We start from the raw sequence: 15,639 nt of genomic DNA, 5'->3' as shown, positions 1-15,639 counted from the left end.
CTCTCAGTTTTACAATACCCTTATTAAAGGTCGAAAAGTGAAAGTAGTTCGGGCTCAGGCTTGGGGTCGAATTCCCTATCTTCAATTTTAAGTAAGTAACTTATTCCGGTAACATTGCTTACAAAAACTTGATCTGCCTCTAGTAAGTCATTGGGTTTAAACTTTCCAATCTCACAATGCTTATTTAAATCTTTTAACCTGGTAATAATTTGCTTCCGGGAAACTCCTGCAATGCAATTGGTCGCTAGGCTAGGGGTATAGTATTGACCTCCTTTTACCCAAAAGATATTGGAGCTTCCGGCCTCTGAAACAAATCCTTTCTCGTCCAATATAATGACATCAGCCATGCCCTTTTCTTGCCTTTCTATATTGGCCATAATATAAGGCAAGGCATTTAAGGTTTTGACTCCGGACCAAGCTGTTGTATTGGTCTGAACCTTCTGGCTAATATAGGCAGTGCTTTTGGTTGTAGGGGATGGGTTAAAGTCAGAAACGATTAGATGTTCGCAGGCAGTATTTTCAACAGGACTATATTTGCCTATTCCTGACCTATAAATGTTCCATCTAACCCGTAGCTTTTCTGTGGCACCGAAGGTGTTTCTGAGTATTTTAGCTATTCCCTCCAAATCTAGTTGTCCTTGAATTTTTAATTTTTGGCATCCATTATCTGCCCGGTTTTGATGGTCTTTATGAAACCTAAATTGCCCATTGATAAAACACATTGTTTCAAAAATACCATCACCGAATAGGAAGGCCCTGTTGACAGGTAAAGTGTCGACTTCAATAAAATCCTCCGAATTGAATTTAAAAAACTGTCTCATTTTTGTACAGTGAACTGTTCATAAACGAACAAAATGATTTTTTGATTGTTCCTCTCTCGTTAAAATTAATTAAATAATGGTATTTATAGGTGGTTTTTAAAGAGAAAGGTTTAAACTTGAAAGTAATTGACTAATTAGCACCAGGTTTGCTTGTGAAAAGCTGATTTATATAGATTTCAAATAGTATTGACAAAGAAGAAACTTTTTAATTTAAAAAGATAAAAACCCAAAGTTCATGAAAAAGCATATTTTACTGTTACTACTATTCGTTTCAGGATTGTCCGCATCGGTTTTTTCTCAGGACAATTCAGGTAAATTGACTTTGGAGCAGAGTGTAGAAACAGCCTTACAAAATAACTTAAATTTAAAGAGGGCGGAAATGAACCTTATAAGTTCCGAGGCCAATTTGTTGGAATCCAAAGGACAAATGTTGCCTTCATTTTCAATGGGGCTCAGTTCAGGTTTCCGTTGGGGTAGATCCATAAACCCGGTGACAAATGATTTTGAATCAAGGAGAATAGGTAATGTTAATGTTTCAGGAAGCTCTAGTTTACCATTATATTCCGGGGGAAGGGTTCAAAATAGCATCAAACAATCCAAATTAAATGTAGAAGTCAACCGCTTGAACGTAGAAAAAAGCAGAAATGACATTACATTAAATGCGATCAACCTATTCATTAATGTGGCATTTTCAATGGAACAGTTGAATATTGCCCAATCTCAACTGAAGACTAGTACGGAGCAGCTTGAGAGAACCAAAAGTCTTGTAAGAGCAGGGGCTTTGCCCATGGCAGATCAATTGGACTTGGAGGCCCAAAGTGCCACCAATGAATTGGAAGTCATCAACGCGCAAAACAATCTAAGAATTGCGAAGTTAAATTTATCACAGGCCTTACAGTTGCCTTTCGATGATAACTTTGGTATAATTATCCCAGAAGTAGGAGTGGAAGGATTAGAAATTGGTACGGTAGGGGTAGCTGAGGTATACTCAATTGCTGAAGGAAGATTGCCGGAGATTCAAGCGGCTGAATTGGCGGTAAAGAGCGCAGAATATGGCGTGAAAATAGCAAAGGGAAGTTTTGCACCAAGTTTGAACCTTAGCGCAAACGTTTTCTCAAATTATGTAGACCAAAGCACTTTTATGACTCCTGACCCTCTTTTGCAACAATTTGAAAACAATCTCTCGCAATCTGCAAACATTGGATTGAACATTCCTGTTTTTTCCAATTTCCGAAACAAAGCAAGTTTGCAAAGAGCAAGAGTACAGAAAAGATTGAGTGAAATTCAGGAAATAGAAGCTAAAAATCTTTTGAGACAGGATATTGAATCTGCCTATACATCAGCTTATGCAGCAGAACAATCTTATAAAAGCTCATTAATAAGAGTGGAAGCATTGGGCGAGTCTTTTAGGATGGCCAAGCAGCGATTTGAAGTGGGTGCTATCAATGCTGTTGACTTTCAGGTTGCACAAAACAATTTATTCAATGCAGAAGCAGATCTGGTTACGGCAAAATATCAATATGTGTTTAGTGTTAAAGTTTTGGATTTTTATTTAGGAAATCCCCTTACCCTCTAATAGATCAAAATAATGGCAAAGAAAAAATCTAATAAGATAATATACATATTACTAGGAGTATTGGCATTCTTGGTAATAGGAATGATAGTAGGAAAACAAGCTGGTTGGGTAGGAGGAGAGAAGCCTTTAGAAGTTCAGATCGGTAAGGCTGGCAAAAAAGACATTGTGGAGAAAGTGAGTGCATCCGGAATAGTACAACCCGAAACAGAGGTGAAAATGAGTCCTGATGTTGCCGGTGAAATTATTGAATTGAATGTCAATGAAGGAGACTCAGTGAAATTGGGCGATTTATTGGTCAAAATCAGGCCTGACAATTTTATCTCTGCATTAGATCGAGCTCAAGCCAATTTAAACCAGCAAATGGCCAATTTAGCACAGTCAAAAGCTAGCTTGAAACGCTCTGAAGCACAATTCAACCAATCTAAGTTGAATTATGAGCGGAATTTAACTCTTTATGAAGACAAGGTGATTTCAGATGCTGATTTTGAACAAATCAAAGCAGAGTTTCTTACAGCTGAGAATGATCTTGAGGCAGCCAAGCAGTCTGTCATCGCTTCGGAATTTATAGTCAAAAGTGCCAAAGCTTCAGTAGATGAAGCAGGAGAAAATTTAAGATTAACGAATGTTTACTCCCCCACTGATGGGATTGTCTCCAACTTGTTGGTTGAAAAGGGAGAGCGTGTGGTAGGAACTGCCCAAATGGCCGGTACGGAGATGCTTCGCATTGCGGATTTATCTAAAATGGAAGTAAGAGTAAACGTTAATGAAAACGACATTGTGAGAATCAGTATGAATGATACCACCCTGATAGAAGTGGATTCCTACGCTTCTACAGGTAAGAAATTTACAGGGGTAGTAACTGCCATTGCCAATTCAGCCAACGAAAAAGTAAGCACGGATGCCGTTACCGAGTTTGAAGTTAGGATTCGAATTTTAAACGATTCTTATAAAGATTTGGTCTCAAACGAAAACCCTTTCCCGTTCCGTCCGGGAATGACGGCCAGTGTTGAGATCATAACAGACAAAAAAGTAGGGGTATTGGCCATTCCTCTTGCTGCCGTTACTGTAAGGGCAGGGCAGACCATAGAAGAAGGTGAAGGCAAAGGCAATATGAAAGAGTTGGTGTTCTTGAAAAACGGGGATAAAGCTCAGATACAAGAAGTAAAAACCGGTATTTCTGATTTTGAAAACATTGAGATTTTAGAAGGACTTGTAGAAGACCAGGAAGTAATCACCGGGCCATATTATGTTGTTAGCACCCAATTGGAAAATGAAAAAGAGGTGAAAATTTCAGAAGCTGCAGGTGATGGGAAAGAATAATTGATATAATAAATCCTTGACAAATGGCATGATTACAAACACCAACATTTGTAATCATGCCATTTTTTTATTTAGACTGTTCTAAAGCCCTCTCAATGTCCAAGATAATGTCATCTACATGTTCCAAACCTACAGATAACCTTACCAGCCCATTCAATATTCCTACATTTGCCCTTTCTTCCTCCGAAAGCTTGCTATGAGTAGTAGAAGCGGGATGTGTAATGATACTGCGGGTGTCTCCTAGATTTGCAGTAACAGATATCATTTGCAACTGGTCAATAAACTTTTTTGCTCGGTTTAACCCTCCCTTTAAAGTCAGGGTGATAATGCCTCCACCATGTTTCATTTGTTTTTTTGCTAAATGAAACTGAGGATGAGAAGCCAAGAATGGATATTTCACTACTTCCACCTCTTTGTTTCCTTCAAAATACTGAGCAATTTTCAAGGCATTTTCGCAATGCCTGTCCATTCTCACTGCCAAAGTCTCCATGCTTTTGGCTAAAATCCATGCATTGAATGGGGACAATGATGGTCCTGTATGGCGCATAAAAAATTGAACCTCATCGATCAATTCCTTCTTGCCTAAAATAAGTCCCCCCAAGACCCTTCCTTGTCCATCTATAAATTTGGTGGCGCTATGGGTGACTATATGTGCTCCCCATTTTGCAGGTTGTTGCAAATAAGGGGTAGCAAAACAATTGTCTACCACTAATACCAAATTATGCGCATTGGCAAAATTGGCTATGTATTCCAAGTCTATTATCTCTAAGCCCGGGTTAGATGGAGTCTCTATAAACAACATTCTGGTGTTGGGTTGTACCAGTTCTTCCCACCTGTCGATAGCTGAAATGTCTCCATAGGTATGTGAAATGCCCCATTTTGGAAATACGCGTGTTAGCAGTTGATGCGTGGAACCAAACAATGATCTTGAAGCCAATACATGGTCACCTTGTCTTAGTAAAGAAGCCATGCTTCCAAACATTGCAGCCATCCCTGAGGCAGTGGTAATGCCACTTTCAGTGCCTTCTGCGGCACAGACTTTTTCTATCAAGTCACTGGTGTTGGGGTTGGCATACCTTGAATAAATATTTCCCTCAATTTCGTCTGCAAACATTTGTCTGGCTTGTTCTGCTGAGTCAAAAACAAAACTAGAACTTAGGTACAGAGGTGCGGAATGTTCTCTCTGATCTGAGGAGGATTTAGCAATCCTTACAGCTTGGGTTTCAAAATTTTTATAATTCATAAAAGAAAATTGTCTAAAGGTGGGTACATGGATTTTTACCCTTCTCCAGTAAAATTGAAGAACAGCAAAATAAGTCGAGAAAAGTAATGGTGGAGATTGTGTGTAATGTCATATAGTCTAATTTATCGTTCCCTATATTGGGCAGGTATTGGCACCTTTCCTTGGTTTGGAAGGTTGCCAGAGGTTCACAGAGCCTGATCTCTCGCCTCTTCTTTATAAATCAGTTTCCTGAATTTACTGCAAAGAAAACAAGGGTAATTCGATTTTCCAAATTCCCTCCCGTTTTTATAGGGGTTAACTTTTTAGCTTAGGCTTGTTCTTTGGGCCTAAGTTTTACCTGTGGTAAAAAATAATCCCCTTTCCGATGAATCCTCTGGTAATTCAATGGAAAGGGAAAATAAATTTCAATGTATACACACCTGAATAAGTCAGCTATTCCAGTATTACATTTATATGAAAAGCTTATTTATAAATATTTTTCAATGGTTTTAGCCCATATAGCATAACCTTTTTCATTCATGTGAAGGTTGTCTTTAATAAAGATATCATCCATAGGCTCTTTGTCTTTGTTAAGCATAGGCTTCCATAAATCAGCATATTTCATGTATTTTTCACTCTTTGTGAATTTTTTTAGCTTTTTATTCAGCTCCAGGTACTGATCCGCAAGCTTCCATCGAGCAACACTTGGTTTAGGACTTATGATAATGATTTCTGTATCAGGCAAGGCTTCGTGTATTTTGCTTGTAATCAGATTAAATGTCATTAAAATTTCTTCAACGGACTTTCCTGATGAAATGTCATTGTCTCCTTCATAAATAAAAACCTTAGAAGGTTTATATTCCAGTATAAGTTCATCTATATAGTATAGCAAATCACTAGCCTGAGAACCACCAAAACCTCCATTGATCACATTGTGTTGCGGAAAGTCTTCTTGCAGGCTTTTCCACATTCTTATGGTAGAACTACCCGTAAAAACGATACCATTCAAATTTTCTTGAATAGGATTATCCTGGTGGATCTTCTCCACCTGTCCTTTAAATCTAGTAGGGTCTTGGGCGAAAACTGTTGTAGAAATAAAAAGTAAAACTGCTAAGAAAGCGAAATTATTATTTTTCATATTGGATTATAGATTTTATTGTCTAAAATACTTGAATTATGTGGATTTTAAAATCATTTTATTATTTGATTGTCACGATACCGGACAAACAAAGCGGACAGTTTTTTATTCTGCTCCATCAATAGCTATAATTTATCTGCAAGACTACAAATAACTTGTGGAAAAAAGCTTATATTTTATAGATTAATGTGCTGTAAATTAGGATGTTATAAGTTGTGTCTCAATTTTATCGACATTTCAAATAAAATCATGTTTTTTGGCAGTCTACTTGAATAGTATTTCTGGTAAAAAACCACACAAGCACTCTTCTCTATGAATAAAATAGAACGCTTCCTAATATTTTGCTCTGGGGCATACCTTCCATTGGTTAAGCGCTGCCCGGGATCTATTCATCAATTTATTGGTATAGGAGGAACAGTCTTGTTTACTGCTGTGTTTGCAGGCTTGTCTGTAGGTTATGCTTTATTTACTGTTTTCGATAGTATATGGCCTGTTTTGGCGGTTGGAATTTTGTGGATGTTGATGATTTTTAATCTGGATAGGTACATAGTTTCCACCCTCAAAAAGCGGGAAAAATTCAGTCTGGAATTTAAACAAGCTATCCCTAGATTAATATTGGCAATACTGATAGCCTTGGTAATTGCCAAACCTTTGGAGTTGAAGATATTTGAAAAAGAGATCAACCGGGAATTAGATCGGCAACGTTTGGAAACAATACAAGAAAGTAAGAATCAAATTAAAGCCGGTTACCCTGAAATTCAACAACTGCAAGGTCAAATTGATGGATTAAATGCTGAAATTAAAAGTAAGGAGAACTACAGAAACGAGAAACAGCTTGAATATGACAATGAACGATTTGGTGTAAAGACGGATGGAACCACCGGCAGAGCCGGTATTGGCATTAATGCTGAAAAAAAGGAAGAACAATTGGATCAGGCCCAGCAGGACTTGTTGCAAACTCAAGCTTTAAACAGAGAGAAAATTCAAGCGATTCTGTTGGAAATAGATCAACTTAATGATCAAATGAAATTAGAATTGGACCATCAAATGCTTTCAGTGGTATCCAATAATGGGCTGGCTGCACGTATACATGCCTTAGATAGCCTTACCAATGCAAACAATGCTGTTTATTGGGCTAACTTAATGATAATGCTTCTGTTTGTCATGATAGAAATGGCCCCTATTCTTGTGAAACTGCTGGCGAAAAGAGGAGCTTATGACCACTTGCTTGATACTCATGAGGCGGGGGTTATTTTGTATGCGGATGAACAATGGCATAAAAAGAAAAGTCAAAGCGATTTGAGAAAAGATGTATTTGATGAAATTGAACCAGAAAGGAAAGTTGCTCAGAAAAATTTTGATTTGGGACTGCTGCAAGGGAAATGAAGCCCTGAATTACCAATAGTTCAAATGTTTAACTTATACGTAAAATGCTCATTTTATTTGGGTAGCTTATTTAATTTAGTGTAATTTTCATCAAATTTCAATTTATACCCAAATCTTAACGTAATGAGATCTTTCACCCTATTCCTTTTAGGTTGCCTTTTTATTTTGAATTTTTCATGTAAACCAAAAGAAGCGGAACAGTTGAGTGCCAAGGAAGCTTCATCCCCACCGAATATTGTTTTTGTTTTAGCCGATCAATGGCGGGCGCAGTCTGTGGGATTTCTTGGGAATAAGGATGTTATTACGCCTAACTTGGATAGTTTAGCCAATGAAAGCACTGTTTTTCATAATGCTGTTACAGTGATGGCTGTATGTGCACCTTGGCGAGGGAGTTTTATTTCAGGTCAGTATCCATTGACCCATGGAGTTTTTTACAATGACAAACCTTTTCCAACAGAAGCCGCCACGATTGCAAAGATTTATAAAGAAGCAGGCTACCAGACAGGCTATATTGGCAAATGGCATTTAAATGGTCATGCGAGAGGGGAGGAACCTTTTAGTGCTAGAAATAAACCTGTTCCTAAAGAAAGAAGGCAGGGGTTTGATTATTGGAAAGTGAGAGAAGTAACCCACAATTATAACAACTCCTATTATTTTGATGAAGAAAATCAAAAGCATTTCTGGGAAGGGTATGATGCTTTTTCTCAAACTGACAGTGCCATCAGTTATATTAATAAAAATAAAGACAACCCTTTTTTATTGGTATTGTCTTGGGGGCCTCCTCATGACCCTTACCATACTGCCCCGCAAGCATACAGGGAAATGTATGAGCCTTCAGCATTAAGTGTAAGGCCAAATGTCCCTGAAGAATTTCAAGATAGTGCAAGGAATGTATTGGCCAACTATTATGCCCATTGTACAGCCTTAGATCAGGCTGTAGGGGATTTGTTAAAAGCCATTGATCAAGCTGGTATTGCTGACAATACGATTTTTGTTTTCACTTCTGAACATGGCGATATGATCATGTCTAAAGGAATGTTGAAGAAACAAAGGCCTTGGGATGAATCCATAAAAGTCCCAATGCTCCTTAGGTATCCTGAAAAATTAGGCAAAGGCACTAAAGCGGTTTATGACCCCATTAATACACCGGACCTATTACCTACCTTATTGGGATTAAGTGATTTGGAAATACCCGGATCCATCGAAGGGACCGACTTTTCAAGTAAATTGATTGCAGGTGAAGAATTAGGGAATGAGGCAGCACTAATCATGCTTCCGGTTCCATTTCATGAATGGAAATTTTTAAATGGGGGTAGAGAATATCGGGGAGTAAGGACAAAAAAATACACTTACGTTAGAGATTTGCTGGGGCCATGGTTGCTTTATGACAATGAAAAAGACCCTTACCAGATGCATAACCTGGTTGACATGCCTCAGTTTTCCCAATTGAAAAATCATTTGGATGGCCTATTGAATGAAAAGTTGAAGGCTACCAATGATGAATTTCTTCCCGCAGATGAATACATGAAAAAGTGGAATTATTTATACGATAGAAATGACAGTATCAGGGATAAAAATTACCTTAAAATCAACAGATTAATCAAGTCAGAGAAATTTCAGTAGATCAATCAATTAAGGTTAAGTAAATAGTTGGCTGTGTTAAAAGTTTTATTTTGACCTTCTCTGTATCGAAGCTTCAGCTCGAAGTTTCCTTTTAATAGGGAAGGCTTGAAAGAGAAATTAAGCATTCCATTGTCATCAATTTCTTTGTTGGATTGCCAGGTCAAAATACTTCTGAAATCCGGAAAATGCGTCTCATGATTAAATGATTTTAATGCGGTATGAAATTCATATGGTTTTTGCAATCCCCGGTAGGTGATAAACAAGGCGTTCTTTGGCAAGTCAAAACCTCCAAAATCATTATTAAATGAGCTAAGGTTTACCATACCCGTAAATTTTAGATCATTGATATAAAAATACCGGTTGATAATGTCCATGGTTTTGATGCCTTTTGGGTTAAAATTAGCAAAGGCATCATTGTCAAATACAGGCATACCATCGATTACTAACAAGGGACTTTCTTTAAATACCAGATTATAAGGAATGTTGAAATTTTTGAATATGGTTTTGCGGTTTTGACTACGGACCAAAACCATGGGAACATATTCCCTAATGGTGGTGGCCATGTCCTCAAAGCGGTTGTAATCATCCAGTTGATAACTATAGTCTGTGATGTACTGGAAAGGTAAGGGGGTAAGCGGCATCTCAATTGGCGCCAGGTAATATTGGTGACTTGCTCTAGCTAAAATCTTTTCTTTAATAAATGCTTCGTCAGCAGGACTTAGTGTTAAGGGAGGAAGGGTAAAACTCGCATTGGGTGTTTTCTCCCAAAATGGAGAAGAAAGTATGAAGTTTACCTGTTCATCTGTTCTAGTAGATTGTATGACTGCATACTCATAAAAGGAAAAATTACCAGTGTCAAAATAAACATCTCCCTTTTCATTCGGTTTGTCTACAAACATATGGGATTGATGGCCATGAAGAGTTAAGAAAAACACCTCCGCGGTATCAATGGCACTGTCTAAAATTTCACCTTTGACGATATGTCCATAAAGTTCGGGGATTAAGTCCTGATCCGTAGGAGTACCGGACGCGTACATTTCGTTAAAATTAATAGGGCCACCAAGATCATCTAAAGGACTTACTTTATTAATTACAATTGAAATATCGCTGGCATCAGGTAGGGGCAATGATACCACTACCAAGCTATCGGTTGAACTGATATACGCAGGATTCAGTAAGCCGGTAAGGCCTTCGGTTTCCTTTTGTGGCTTGGAATCGATTACTGGAGGCTTCTCTGGGTTAATTATAGAAACCATGGATTGAAAAACTCCTTTTTCACCTGAAATATACGGGCTGATTCTCGTATATACCCGCAATAAGTAGTTGTCAGATGGAAGTTCAGGGGGGATTTGTAAATAGGAATTGACTTTTCCTTTTTCAAGCTTGGCAAGTTCTGCTGCCACAGAAATTCCATTTCTATCCAGGAGCTCCATATAAATCACTTTTGAGGGGCTGGGATTATTTCCTGAATTTACCGAAACTTCCATCCATAAGTATTCCTCTGTTAAAGAAACAGGGTTGACGACTTGAACCAAAACTTCTTCCTCGGGAAGATCGTCCCTTGATTGGGCCATACCTTGATAACTGTAGGTACAGCAAAAACCCAGTAAAACAAGGGTTAGGAATGCATGTATATACTGATTATTCATCTTCCCAATATTCTGGTTTTTCAAGTACTCCTCCTCTGAGTCTGCAATCTGTACAGCCCTCTGTAGAGGCAAAGTAGCCTCCGCAAGGTAAATCATCACAATATTCATATAAAGGTATATAATCCAACAAACCGAATATTTCTTGATAATCCTGCGGCGCCACCGTATCGATAATGCAGCCGAAATAATCTTGAATTGAAGTCCGCCATGGAACTACATCACGGGTGTTTATGTAGAGAATTTTCTCTTTAGACACGCCTGCTGAAATATATCCTATCACGGATTCATCCGAATTGTTTACTGAGTGAATATTGCTCTCTACTGCCGAGGGAAGGGGGCTGAATATTCCTCCAATATCGTCAGAATTTCTTCGGATTCCCTCCCAGAAAATATATGCCTCGCTATTGATAGCATATTGCTTAGCTTTTATTCTATAACGGATTCCTAATTTTTCAGATAAACTGTCTATGGTTAACAATTCTTTTTGAAATATTCGACTGTCTTCAAAACGAGAAGAGACCTCCAAAATAACCCTTCTAGATTGATCAAAATTATAGCAACGATTAGTCAATTGATCAAATGGTATGTCTACCATCTCTCCGGTTTCTTTGTCATAGTTAAAAAAAGAAGTATGTGGCGTTCGGTATATCCAAGCTTCTTCATATTGCCATAGAAAATATTCGGCTTCATCATTGCCGGTTGTATTGCTATAAATCTGTACATCCCCATCTTCTTTTGTAAAAGTGATGTCAAAATCAGGGGTGACGATAGGGGTTATTTTGTCAGAAATGTAACTATCGCCATTGCTTAAATTAATGCTAAGGGTATATACCTCATTTTCCGGCAAAAAATTCTCAGTATAATAAGTTCCAAAATTATCGGATTCCAACTCCCAACTTTCACCGCTTTCGGTGGTAAGGAATAGGTTCGCCCCCGGCACAGAGAATTGAGGTATATCGCTATAGAGGGTAGAGGCATAACTTAAGTTGATGCTAGTTTTGCCTCCTCCAACTTCAATAAAACCTTCTACCACCAGAATATTTTCATTCAACTCATTGAGTTCAGGAGAAAAAGGTTCTCTACAACCAAAAGAGAGTAAAAGAATACCTAGCAGCACATAAAACTGTGTTTTTTTTATTTTGGTATCCATTAAAATTTAAAATTATAGGTGATAAATGGAATAGGCCTTGCAAATATGGATAGTTTATAGCCTTGTATGGTCCCGTTTTCCGGAGAAAAGTAAACCGAATAAGGATTTGCCCGACCAAGTAAGTTATAAACTCCCATTGACCAAGAGGCATGAGCTAGTTTTCTAACCTTGTGATTGCCTTCAATATTAAATGACAAATCTACTCTGAAATAATCCGGTATACGGTAAGCGTTTCGGTCTGAATAATAGACCCTTTCCGAACCGTTGTAATAAAACTTGGCAATGGGCAAGGTGATTGGCCTGCCTGTACTGTAATTGGCATTGATAGAAGTGTTTATCCTCTTGGTAAATTCAAAATTTCCTGCCAGCATGATGTCATGTGGCTGGTCAAAATTACTGGGGTAAAATTTCCCTCTATTGACCATCTCTCCCAATTCATCAGGATTGGTTCTGAACAAAGACCTTGAATAAGTATAACTTATCCAACCATTTAATTTCCCCTCTGTTTTTTTCGCCATTAGTTCTATGCCATATGCCTTACCTTGGGTATTGATTATATCTTGTTCAATATTATCATTGAGGATTAGAGAGGCACCAGATCTAAAATCTACTAAATTCCTCATTTTCCGGTAATAGATTTCTGCTGAAGTTTCAATGGTGTTTGATTGGAAATTTTTAAAGAAGCCGATGGCCCATTGGTCTCCAACTTGAGGGGCTAAATGAGGATCACTTAACTTCCAAGTATCCGTTGGCGCAATGGCTGATGTATTGGTAAGCATGTGTAAATGCTGCCTCATGCTGTTGTACCCGGCCTTGATTGACGTGAAGTTATCCAAGGCATATCGAGCAGAAAATCTAACCTCAGGGCCCTGATAGGTGTTGATAATTTCACCCGAAGTGTAGGATGTTTCTCCTATTTTGGTTTCTTCTGTCTTAATTGAATTGCTTGGATATTCATTGACGGTATTTGGACCCAAGTATTGGTAAACAACATATCTTAAGCCATAGCTGAACATTAATTTTGGATTAAATTCATATTCGTCCCCTAAGAAAAAAGAAGTTTCTAAAGCATTTTCACGACTAACTTGTTCATGAAGAAGGATAGACTCGCTTCCTTTGGGTATTTGCTCTCCGGGGTTGAGGTTATAATAAATGGCATTCATGCCAAAGCTCAACTGGTGTTTTTCGTTTAAGTCATAGGTGAAATGATTTTTCCAACTGCTTTGATCCATTCCAAAACCAAAGGCAAAGGCATTCAAAGGATCTTGTTCGCTCTGAATGTCAAAGGTATATTGGTCATGTCCGATGTGAAATTTACCTTCCAGCCGATCACTGAAATAATGGGTCCAGGTGGCACTTAGGTTTAAATTCTGATAGTTGAATACGGTATCCTTATCAAAGCGAAATGCATCTTTGCTCCAATAGGCAGAAAGGGTAAGCTCATTGTTTTCATTCATGGTGTGTTTCATGTTTAAGTTTAAATCATGAAACGAAGCCCGGCTATTTCGGAATTCTGAATCTTCATCCAAAAATCCAAATAACCAATTGGAATAAGTCGTTCTTCCCCCGACAGCAAAGGTTGTTTTTTCCGAAAGTGGTCCCTCCAGGTACAAGCGACTGGTCATTAAACCTATGCCACCACCTCCCTTAAGTTTCTCTGAATTGCCAAATTTGCTTTGGATATCAAGTACAGAAGATAACCTTCCCCCAAACTTTACAGGTACACCCGCCTTGTATAAATCTACACTTTCTACCATATCCGGATTGAAGGCAGAAAAAAGTCCAAAAAGATGGGTCGGATTGTAAATTGTAGCCCCATTGAATAAAATTAAGTTTTGGTCTGCTGCTCCTCCTCTTACATTAAAGCCTGCACTAGCCTCGCCAACGGTCTTTACCCCGGGTAAGGTCAGAACGGCTCGTAACACATCCACCTCACCCAATACCGCCGGTAATTTTTTTAATGATTGTACCGTGATAGAAGAAAGCCCCATTTCCGGCCTTTCTATATTGGCAGACTTTTCCGAGGTTACCGTTACCTGATTCAATGAAATAATATTGTCATCCATTGCTACATTTAGCACTCCGTCCCCACGAAGATTGACCTGCCTTTGTTCCTGGTATGCTCCGAAATTTTGGAAAATTAAAGTGTGGCGCCCTTTACTTAAAGTAATGGTGTAGTTACCTTCTTCATCTGATATAGACTTGGCACCTTCCGCTGTAGTATAGATTAAAGCACCAATGATAGGCTCTCCGGATTCAAAGCTTGTGATTTTTCCTTTTAAAACGGCCACTTTAGCACCCGGAGCATCATTACTATGACCAATTTCCCATAGCCTGTTCTTTGCAAAAGAACGGTCTTTGTTTACTTTTTGAATAGAATTGTTCACCATTAAACTTGCTGAGGATGATTTGACCTCAAAAAAATCTTTTGGAAGCTCCATACTCAAGGCATTTCCTCGGCTAATGAAAACTCTTCTTTCATCGTCGATGGCATAAAATAAGTCCGACCCTTTAAAAATTTCATCCAATAAATTCTCAATGGTGCTTTCGTAGGCATTGACATTGATGGTTAGGGTGTCAACATCTGTTTGTTTGAAGAAAAGGCGATAACTAGATTTGCTTTCGACCATTAGGGAAAATTGATCAAAAGAAACTCCTGAAAAAATCCCTGAAATTCTTTCCTCACTTGGTGTTTGCGCAAATGTATATTGCAAGCCTATCAAGAAAAGGAAACTTGCTAACCTAAATAATTTCTTAATCATGGTTGGATATTATTCGACATATTCACCAAAGTTTTCAAATAAGTTTCTCTATCTTTTTTGTACCGAAGACCTAAAGTTTTTAGCTCTTTTTTTGCTGATTTTTTAGCTAGACCTAAGGTTTCAAAAACTTTATTTTTTTTGGGAACCTCCACCAGTTTACCTTCGATTTCAAAAAAGTATTTGACCACTTCTTCATAACTTCTAACGAGTTCCATGGTAGAAGATTCTTGCTTCTTTTGTTTTCTGTGTTTGGCATATAAGCCTATTTTACCTGCCTCAACTTCTCTGTAAAACCCGTTTTTGTGAAATAAGAAATCATTAGGTTTTTCTTTTTTGATAAATAAGGAACCGTCAATTAATTTGAAACTGTCTATTTTTAAGTGATTTAAAATCATCCTTTGATGAAAAGCAGAGGAAAAGGAAAGGACCCAATCCTCCCAAATATCATATTGTAGGGGAACACCTTTAAAGTAGTTTTCGCCAATGATTATAGTCCCCAAATCCATTTTTGAAGATAAGTAAAACGGATGCCCATCCAAAGACCTGTTTTCCTCAATATAATGGGTACCCGTGTTAATTTCCGGGAAAAATTGTATGATCTCCACATACCTTCCTACCAATTGTTTTGATTTAGGCTCCTGGGCTTTCACCTGATAAGATCCTGTCAAAATAATTGCCATTATTATAGTTCTGAACATTAAAGGAATGAATCTTAAGCGTCAAAGAATAGGATTAAAAATTTCTGAAATATAGGACATTTTATTTTAATTAAAACTAGCTTTTTAACAATGCTAGAAAAATAGTTTTAAATCAATCTTAAAAAATGATTAATTGATTAACCATAGTTTTTAGCAATGATTAATAATTTGAATAAAACTTTAATTTTTTATAACTAAAACACCCTTGTAGAACAAAATAAATGAAAATTACCATCTCTTCAGGTTTAAGTGAAAGGTGATTTTTCCTATGTTTTAGAAATTAAATTTAAAACA

The 15,639-nt window shown here is 37.7% G+C and carries 11 protein-coding genes and 1 riboswitch; of the genes, 4 read left to right on the top strand and 7 right to left on the bottom strand.

Annotation, left to right across the window (positions count from 1 at the left end):
* Window positions 1-23: 23 nt before the first annotated feature.
* Complete coding sequence (locus ACYVHJ_RS17385) at window positions 24-821, bottom strand: aminotransferase class IV (RefSeq protein ID WP_460517286.1); 798 nt, start codon at window positions 819-821, stop codon at window positions 24-26.
* Window positions 822-1,056: 235 nt separating this feature from the next.
* Between ACYVHJ_RS17385 and ACYVHJ_RS17380 the strand changes: the two genes are divergently transcribed.
* Entirely contained in the window at window positions 1,057-2,397 is a 1,341-nt protein-coding gene (locus ACYVHJ_RS17380) for a TolC family protein (protein WP_460517283.1), read from the top strand.
* 12 nt (window positions 2,398-2,409) lie between these two features.
* Window positions 2,410-3,717, top strand: a complete 1,308-nt coding sequence (locus ACYVHJ_RS17375) for an efflux RND transporter periplasmic adaptor subunit (protein WP_460517280.1) — start codon at window positions 2,410-2,412, stop codon at window positions 3,715-3,717.
* A 67-nt stretch (window positions 3,718-3,784) separates the two neighbouring features.
* Here ACYVHJ_RS17375 and ACYVHJ_RS17370 read toward each other — a convergent pair whose 3' ends face one another.
* The gene (locus ACYVHJ_RS17370) at window positions 3,785-4,960 is read right to left on the bottom strand and encodes a trans-sulfuration enzyme family protein (RefSeq protein WP_460517277.1); all 1,176 of its coding nucleotides are present in this window, start codon (window positions 4,958-4,960) and stop codon (window positions 3,785-3,787) included.
* Window positions 4,961-5,079: 119 nt separating this feature from the next.
* A riboswitch (SAM riboswitch) is annotated at window positions 5,080-5,182 on the bottom strand.
* A 244-nt stretch (window positions 5,183-5,426) separates the two neighbouring features.
* Window positions 5,427-6,077 (bottom strand): SGNH/GDSL hydrolase family protein, encoded by a 651-nt coding sequence (locus tag ACYVHJ_RS17365; protein ID WP_339902695.1) that lies wholly within the window; start codon window positions 6,075-6,077, stop codon window positions 5,427-5,429.
* Window positions 6,078-6,389: 312 nt separating this feature from the next.
* Here ACYVHJ_RS17365 and ACYVHJ_RS17360 point away from each other — a divergent pair, with 312 nt between their 5' ends.
* Both ACYVHJ_RS17360 and ACYVHJ_RS17355 read left to right on the top strand, forming a co-directional pair.
* Window positions 6,390-7,463, top strand: a complete 1,074-nt coding sequence (locus tag ACYVHJ_RS17360) for a DUF4407 domain-containing protein (RefSeq protein WP_460517274.1) — start codon at window positions 6,390-6,392, stop codon at window positions 7,461-7,463.
* 123 nt (window positions 7,464-7,586) lie between these two features.
* Window positions 7,587-9,086 (top strand): sulfatase family protein, encoded by a 1,500-nt coding sequence (locus tag ACYVHJ_RS17355; RefSeq protein WP_460517271.1) that lies wholly within the window; start codon window positions 7,587-7,589, stop codon window positions 9,084-9,086.
* A gap of 5 nt (window positions 9,087-9,091) precedes the next feature.
* On the opposite strand, the gene ACYVHJ_RS17350 is transcribed toward ACYVHJ_RS17355, so the two are convergent.
* From ACYVHJ_RS17350 to ACYVHJ_RS17335, 4 genes are read right to left on the bottom strand one after another with little or no spacing between them, the layout of a single operon-like run.
* Complete coding sequence (locus tag ACYVHJ_RS17350) at window positions 9,092-10,831, bottom strand: hypothetical protein (protein WP_460517268.1); 1,740 nt, start codon at window positions 10,829-10,831, stop codon at window positions 9,092-9,094.
* The gene (locus ACYVHJ_RS17345; RefSeq protein WP_339905533.1) at window positions 10,728-11,885 is read right to left on the bottom strand and encodes a DUF4249 domain-containing protein; all 1,158 of its coding nucleotides are present in this window, start codon (window positions 11,883-11,885) and stop codon (window positions 10,728-10,730) included. Before ACYVHJ_RS17345 ends, ACYVHJ_RS17350 begins: the two co-directional genes overlap by 104 nt.
* The gene (locus tag ACYVHJ_RS17340; protein WP_460517265.1) at window positions 11,885-14,647 is read right to left on the bottom strand and encodes a TonB-dependent receptor; all 2,763 of its coding nucleotides are present in this window, start codon (window positions 14,645-14,647) and stop codon (window positions 11,885-11,887) included. Before ACYVHJ_RS17340 ends, ACYVHJ_RS17345 begins: the two co-directional genes overlap by 1 nt.
* A complete protein-coding gene (locus tag ACYVHJ_RS17335; RefSeq protein WP_460517262.1) occupies window positions 14,644-15,345 on the bottom strand; it encodes a hypothetical protein in 702 nt (233 codons plus the stop codon). Before ACYVHJ_RS17335 ends, ACYVHJ_RS17340 begins: the two co-directional genes overlap by 4 nt.
* Between the last annotated feature and the right edge of the window lie 294 nt (window positions 15,346-15,639).

It is taken from the genome of Cyclobacterium sediminis, assembly GCF_054781075.1.
Note: the sequence above shows the minus strand (reverse complement) of the source record. Positions and strands in the feature narration are given on the sequence as shown.

Bases quoted from the DNA above. Each gene is read 5' to 3' on its own strand.
- ACYVHJ_RS17385 (WP_460517286.1), bottom strand. From the start codon at position 821: ATGAGACAGTTTTTTAAATTCAATTCGGAGGATTTTATTGAAGTCGAC.
- ACYVHJ_RS17380 (WP_460517283.1), top strand. From the start codon at position 1,057: ATGAAAAAGCATATTTTACTGTTACTACTATTCGTTTCAGGATTGTCC.
- ACYVHJ_RS17375 (WP_460517280.1), top strand. From the start codon at position 2,410: ATGGCAAAGAAAAAATCTAATAAGATAATATACATATTACTAGGAGTA.
- ACYVHJ_RS17370 (WP_460517277.1), bottom strand. From the start codon at position 4,960: ATGAATTATAAAAATTTTGAAACCCAAGCTGTAAGGATTGCTAAATCC.
- ACYVHJ_RS17365 (WP_339902695.1), bottom strand. From the start codon at position 6,077: ATGAAAAATAATAATTTCGCTTTCTTAGCAGTTTTACTTTTTATTTCT.
- ACYVHJ_RS17360 (WP_460517274.1), top strand. From the start codon at position 6,390: ATGAATAAAATAGAACGCTTCCTAATATTTTGCTCTGGGGCATACCTT.
- ACYVHJ_RS17355 (WP_460517271.1), top strand. From the start codon at position 7,587: ATGAGATCTTTCACCCTATTCCTTTTAGGTTGCCTTTTTATTTTGAAT.
- ACYVHJ_RS17350 (WP_460517268.1), bottom strand. From the start codon at position 10,831: ATGATTTACCTTGCGGAGGCTACTTTGCCTCTACAGAGGGCTGTACAG.
- ACYVHJ_RS17345 (WP_339905533.1), bottom strand. From the start codon at position 11,885: ATGGATACCAAAATAAAAAAAACACAGTTTTATGTGCTGCTAGGTATT.
- ACYVHJ_RS17340 (WP_460517265.1), bottom strand. From the start codon at position 14,647: ATGATTAAGAAATTATTTAGGTTAGCAAGTTTCCTTTTCTTGATAGGC.
- ACYVHJ_RS17335 (WP_460517262.1), bottom strand. From the start codon at position 15,345: ATGTTCAGAACTATAATAATGGCAATTATTTTGACAGGATCTTATCAG.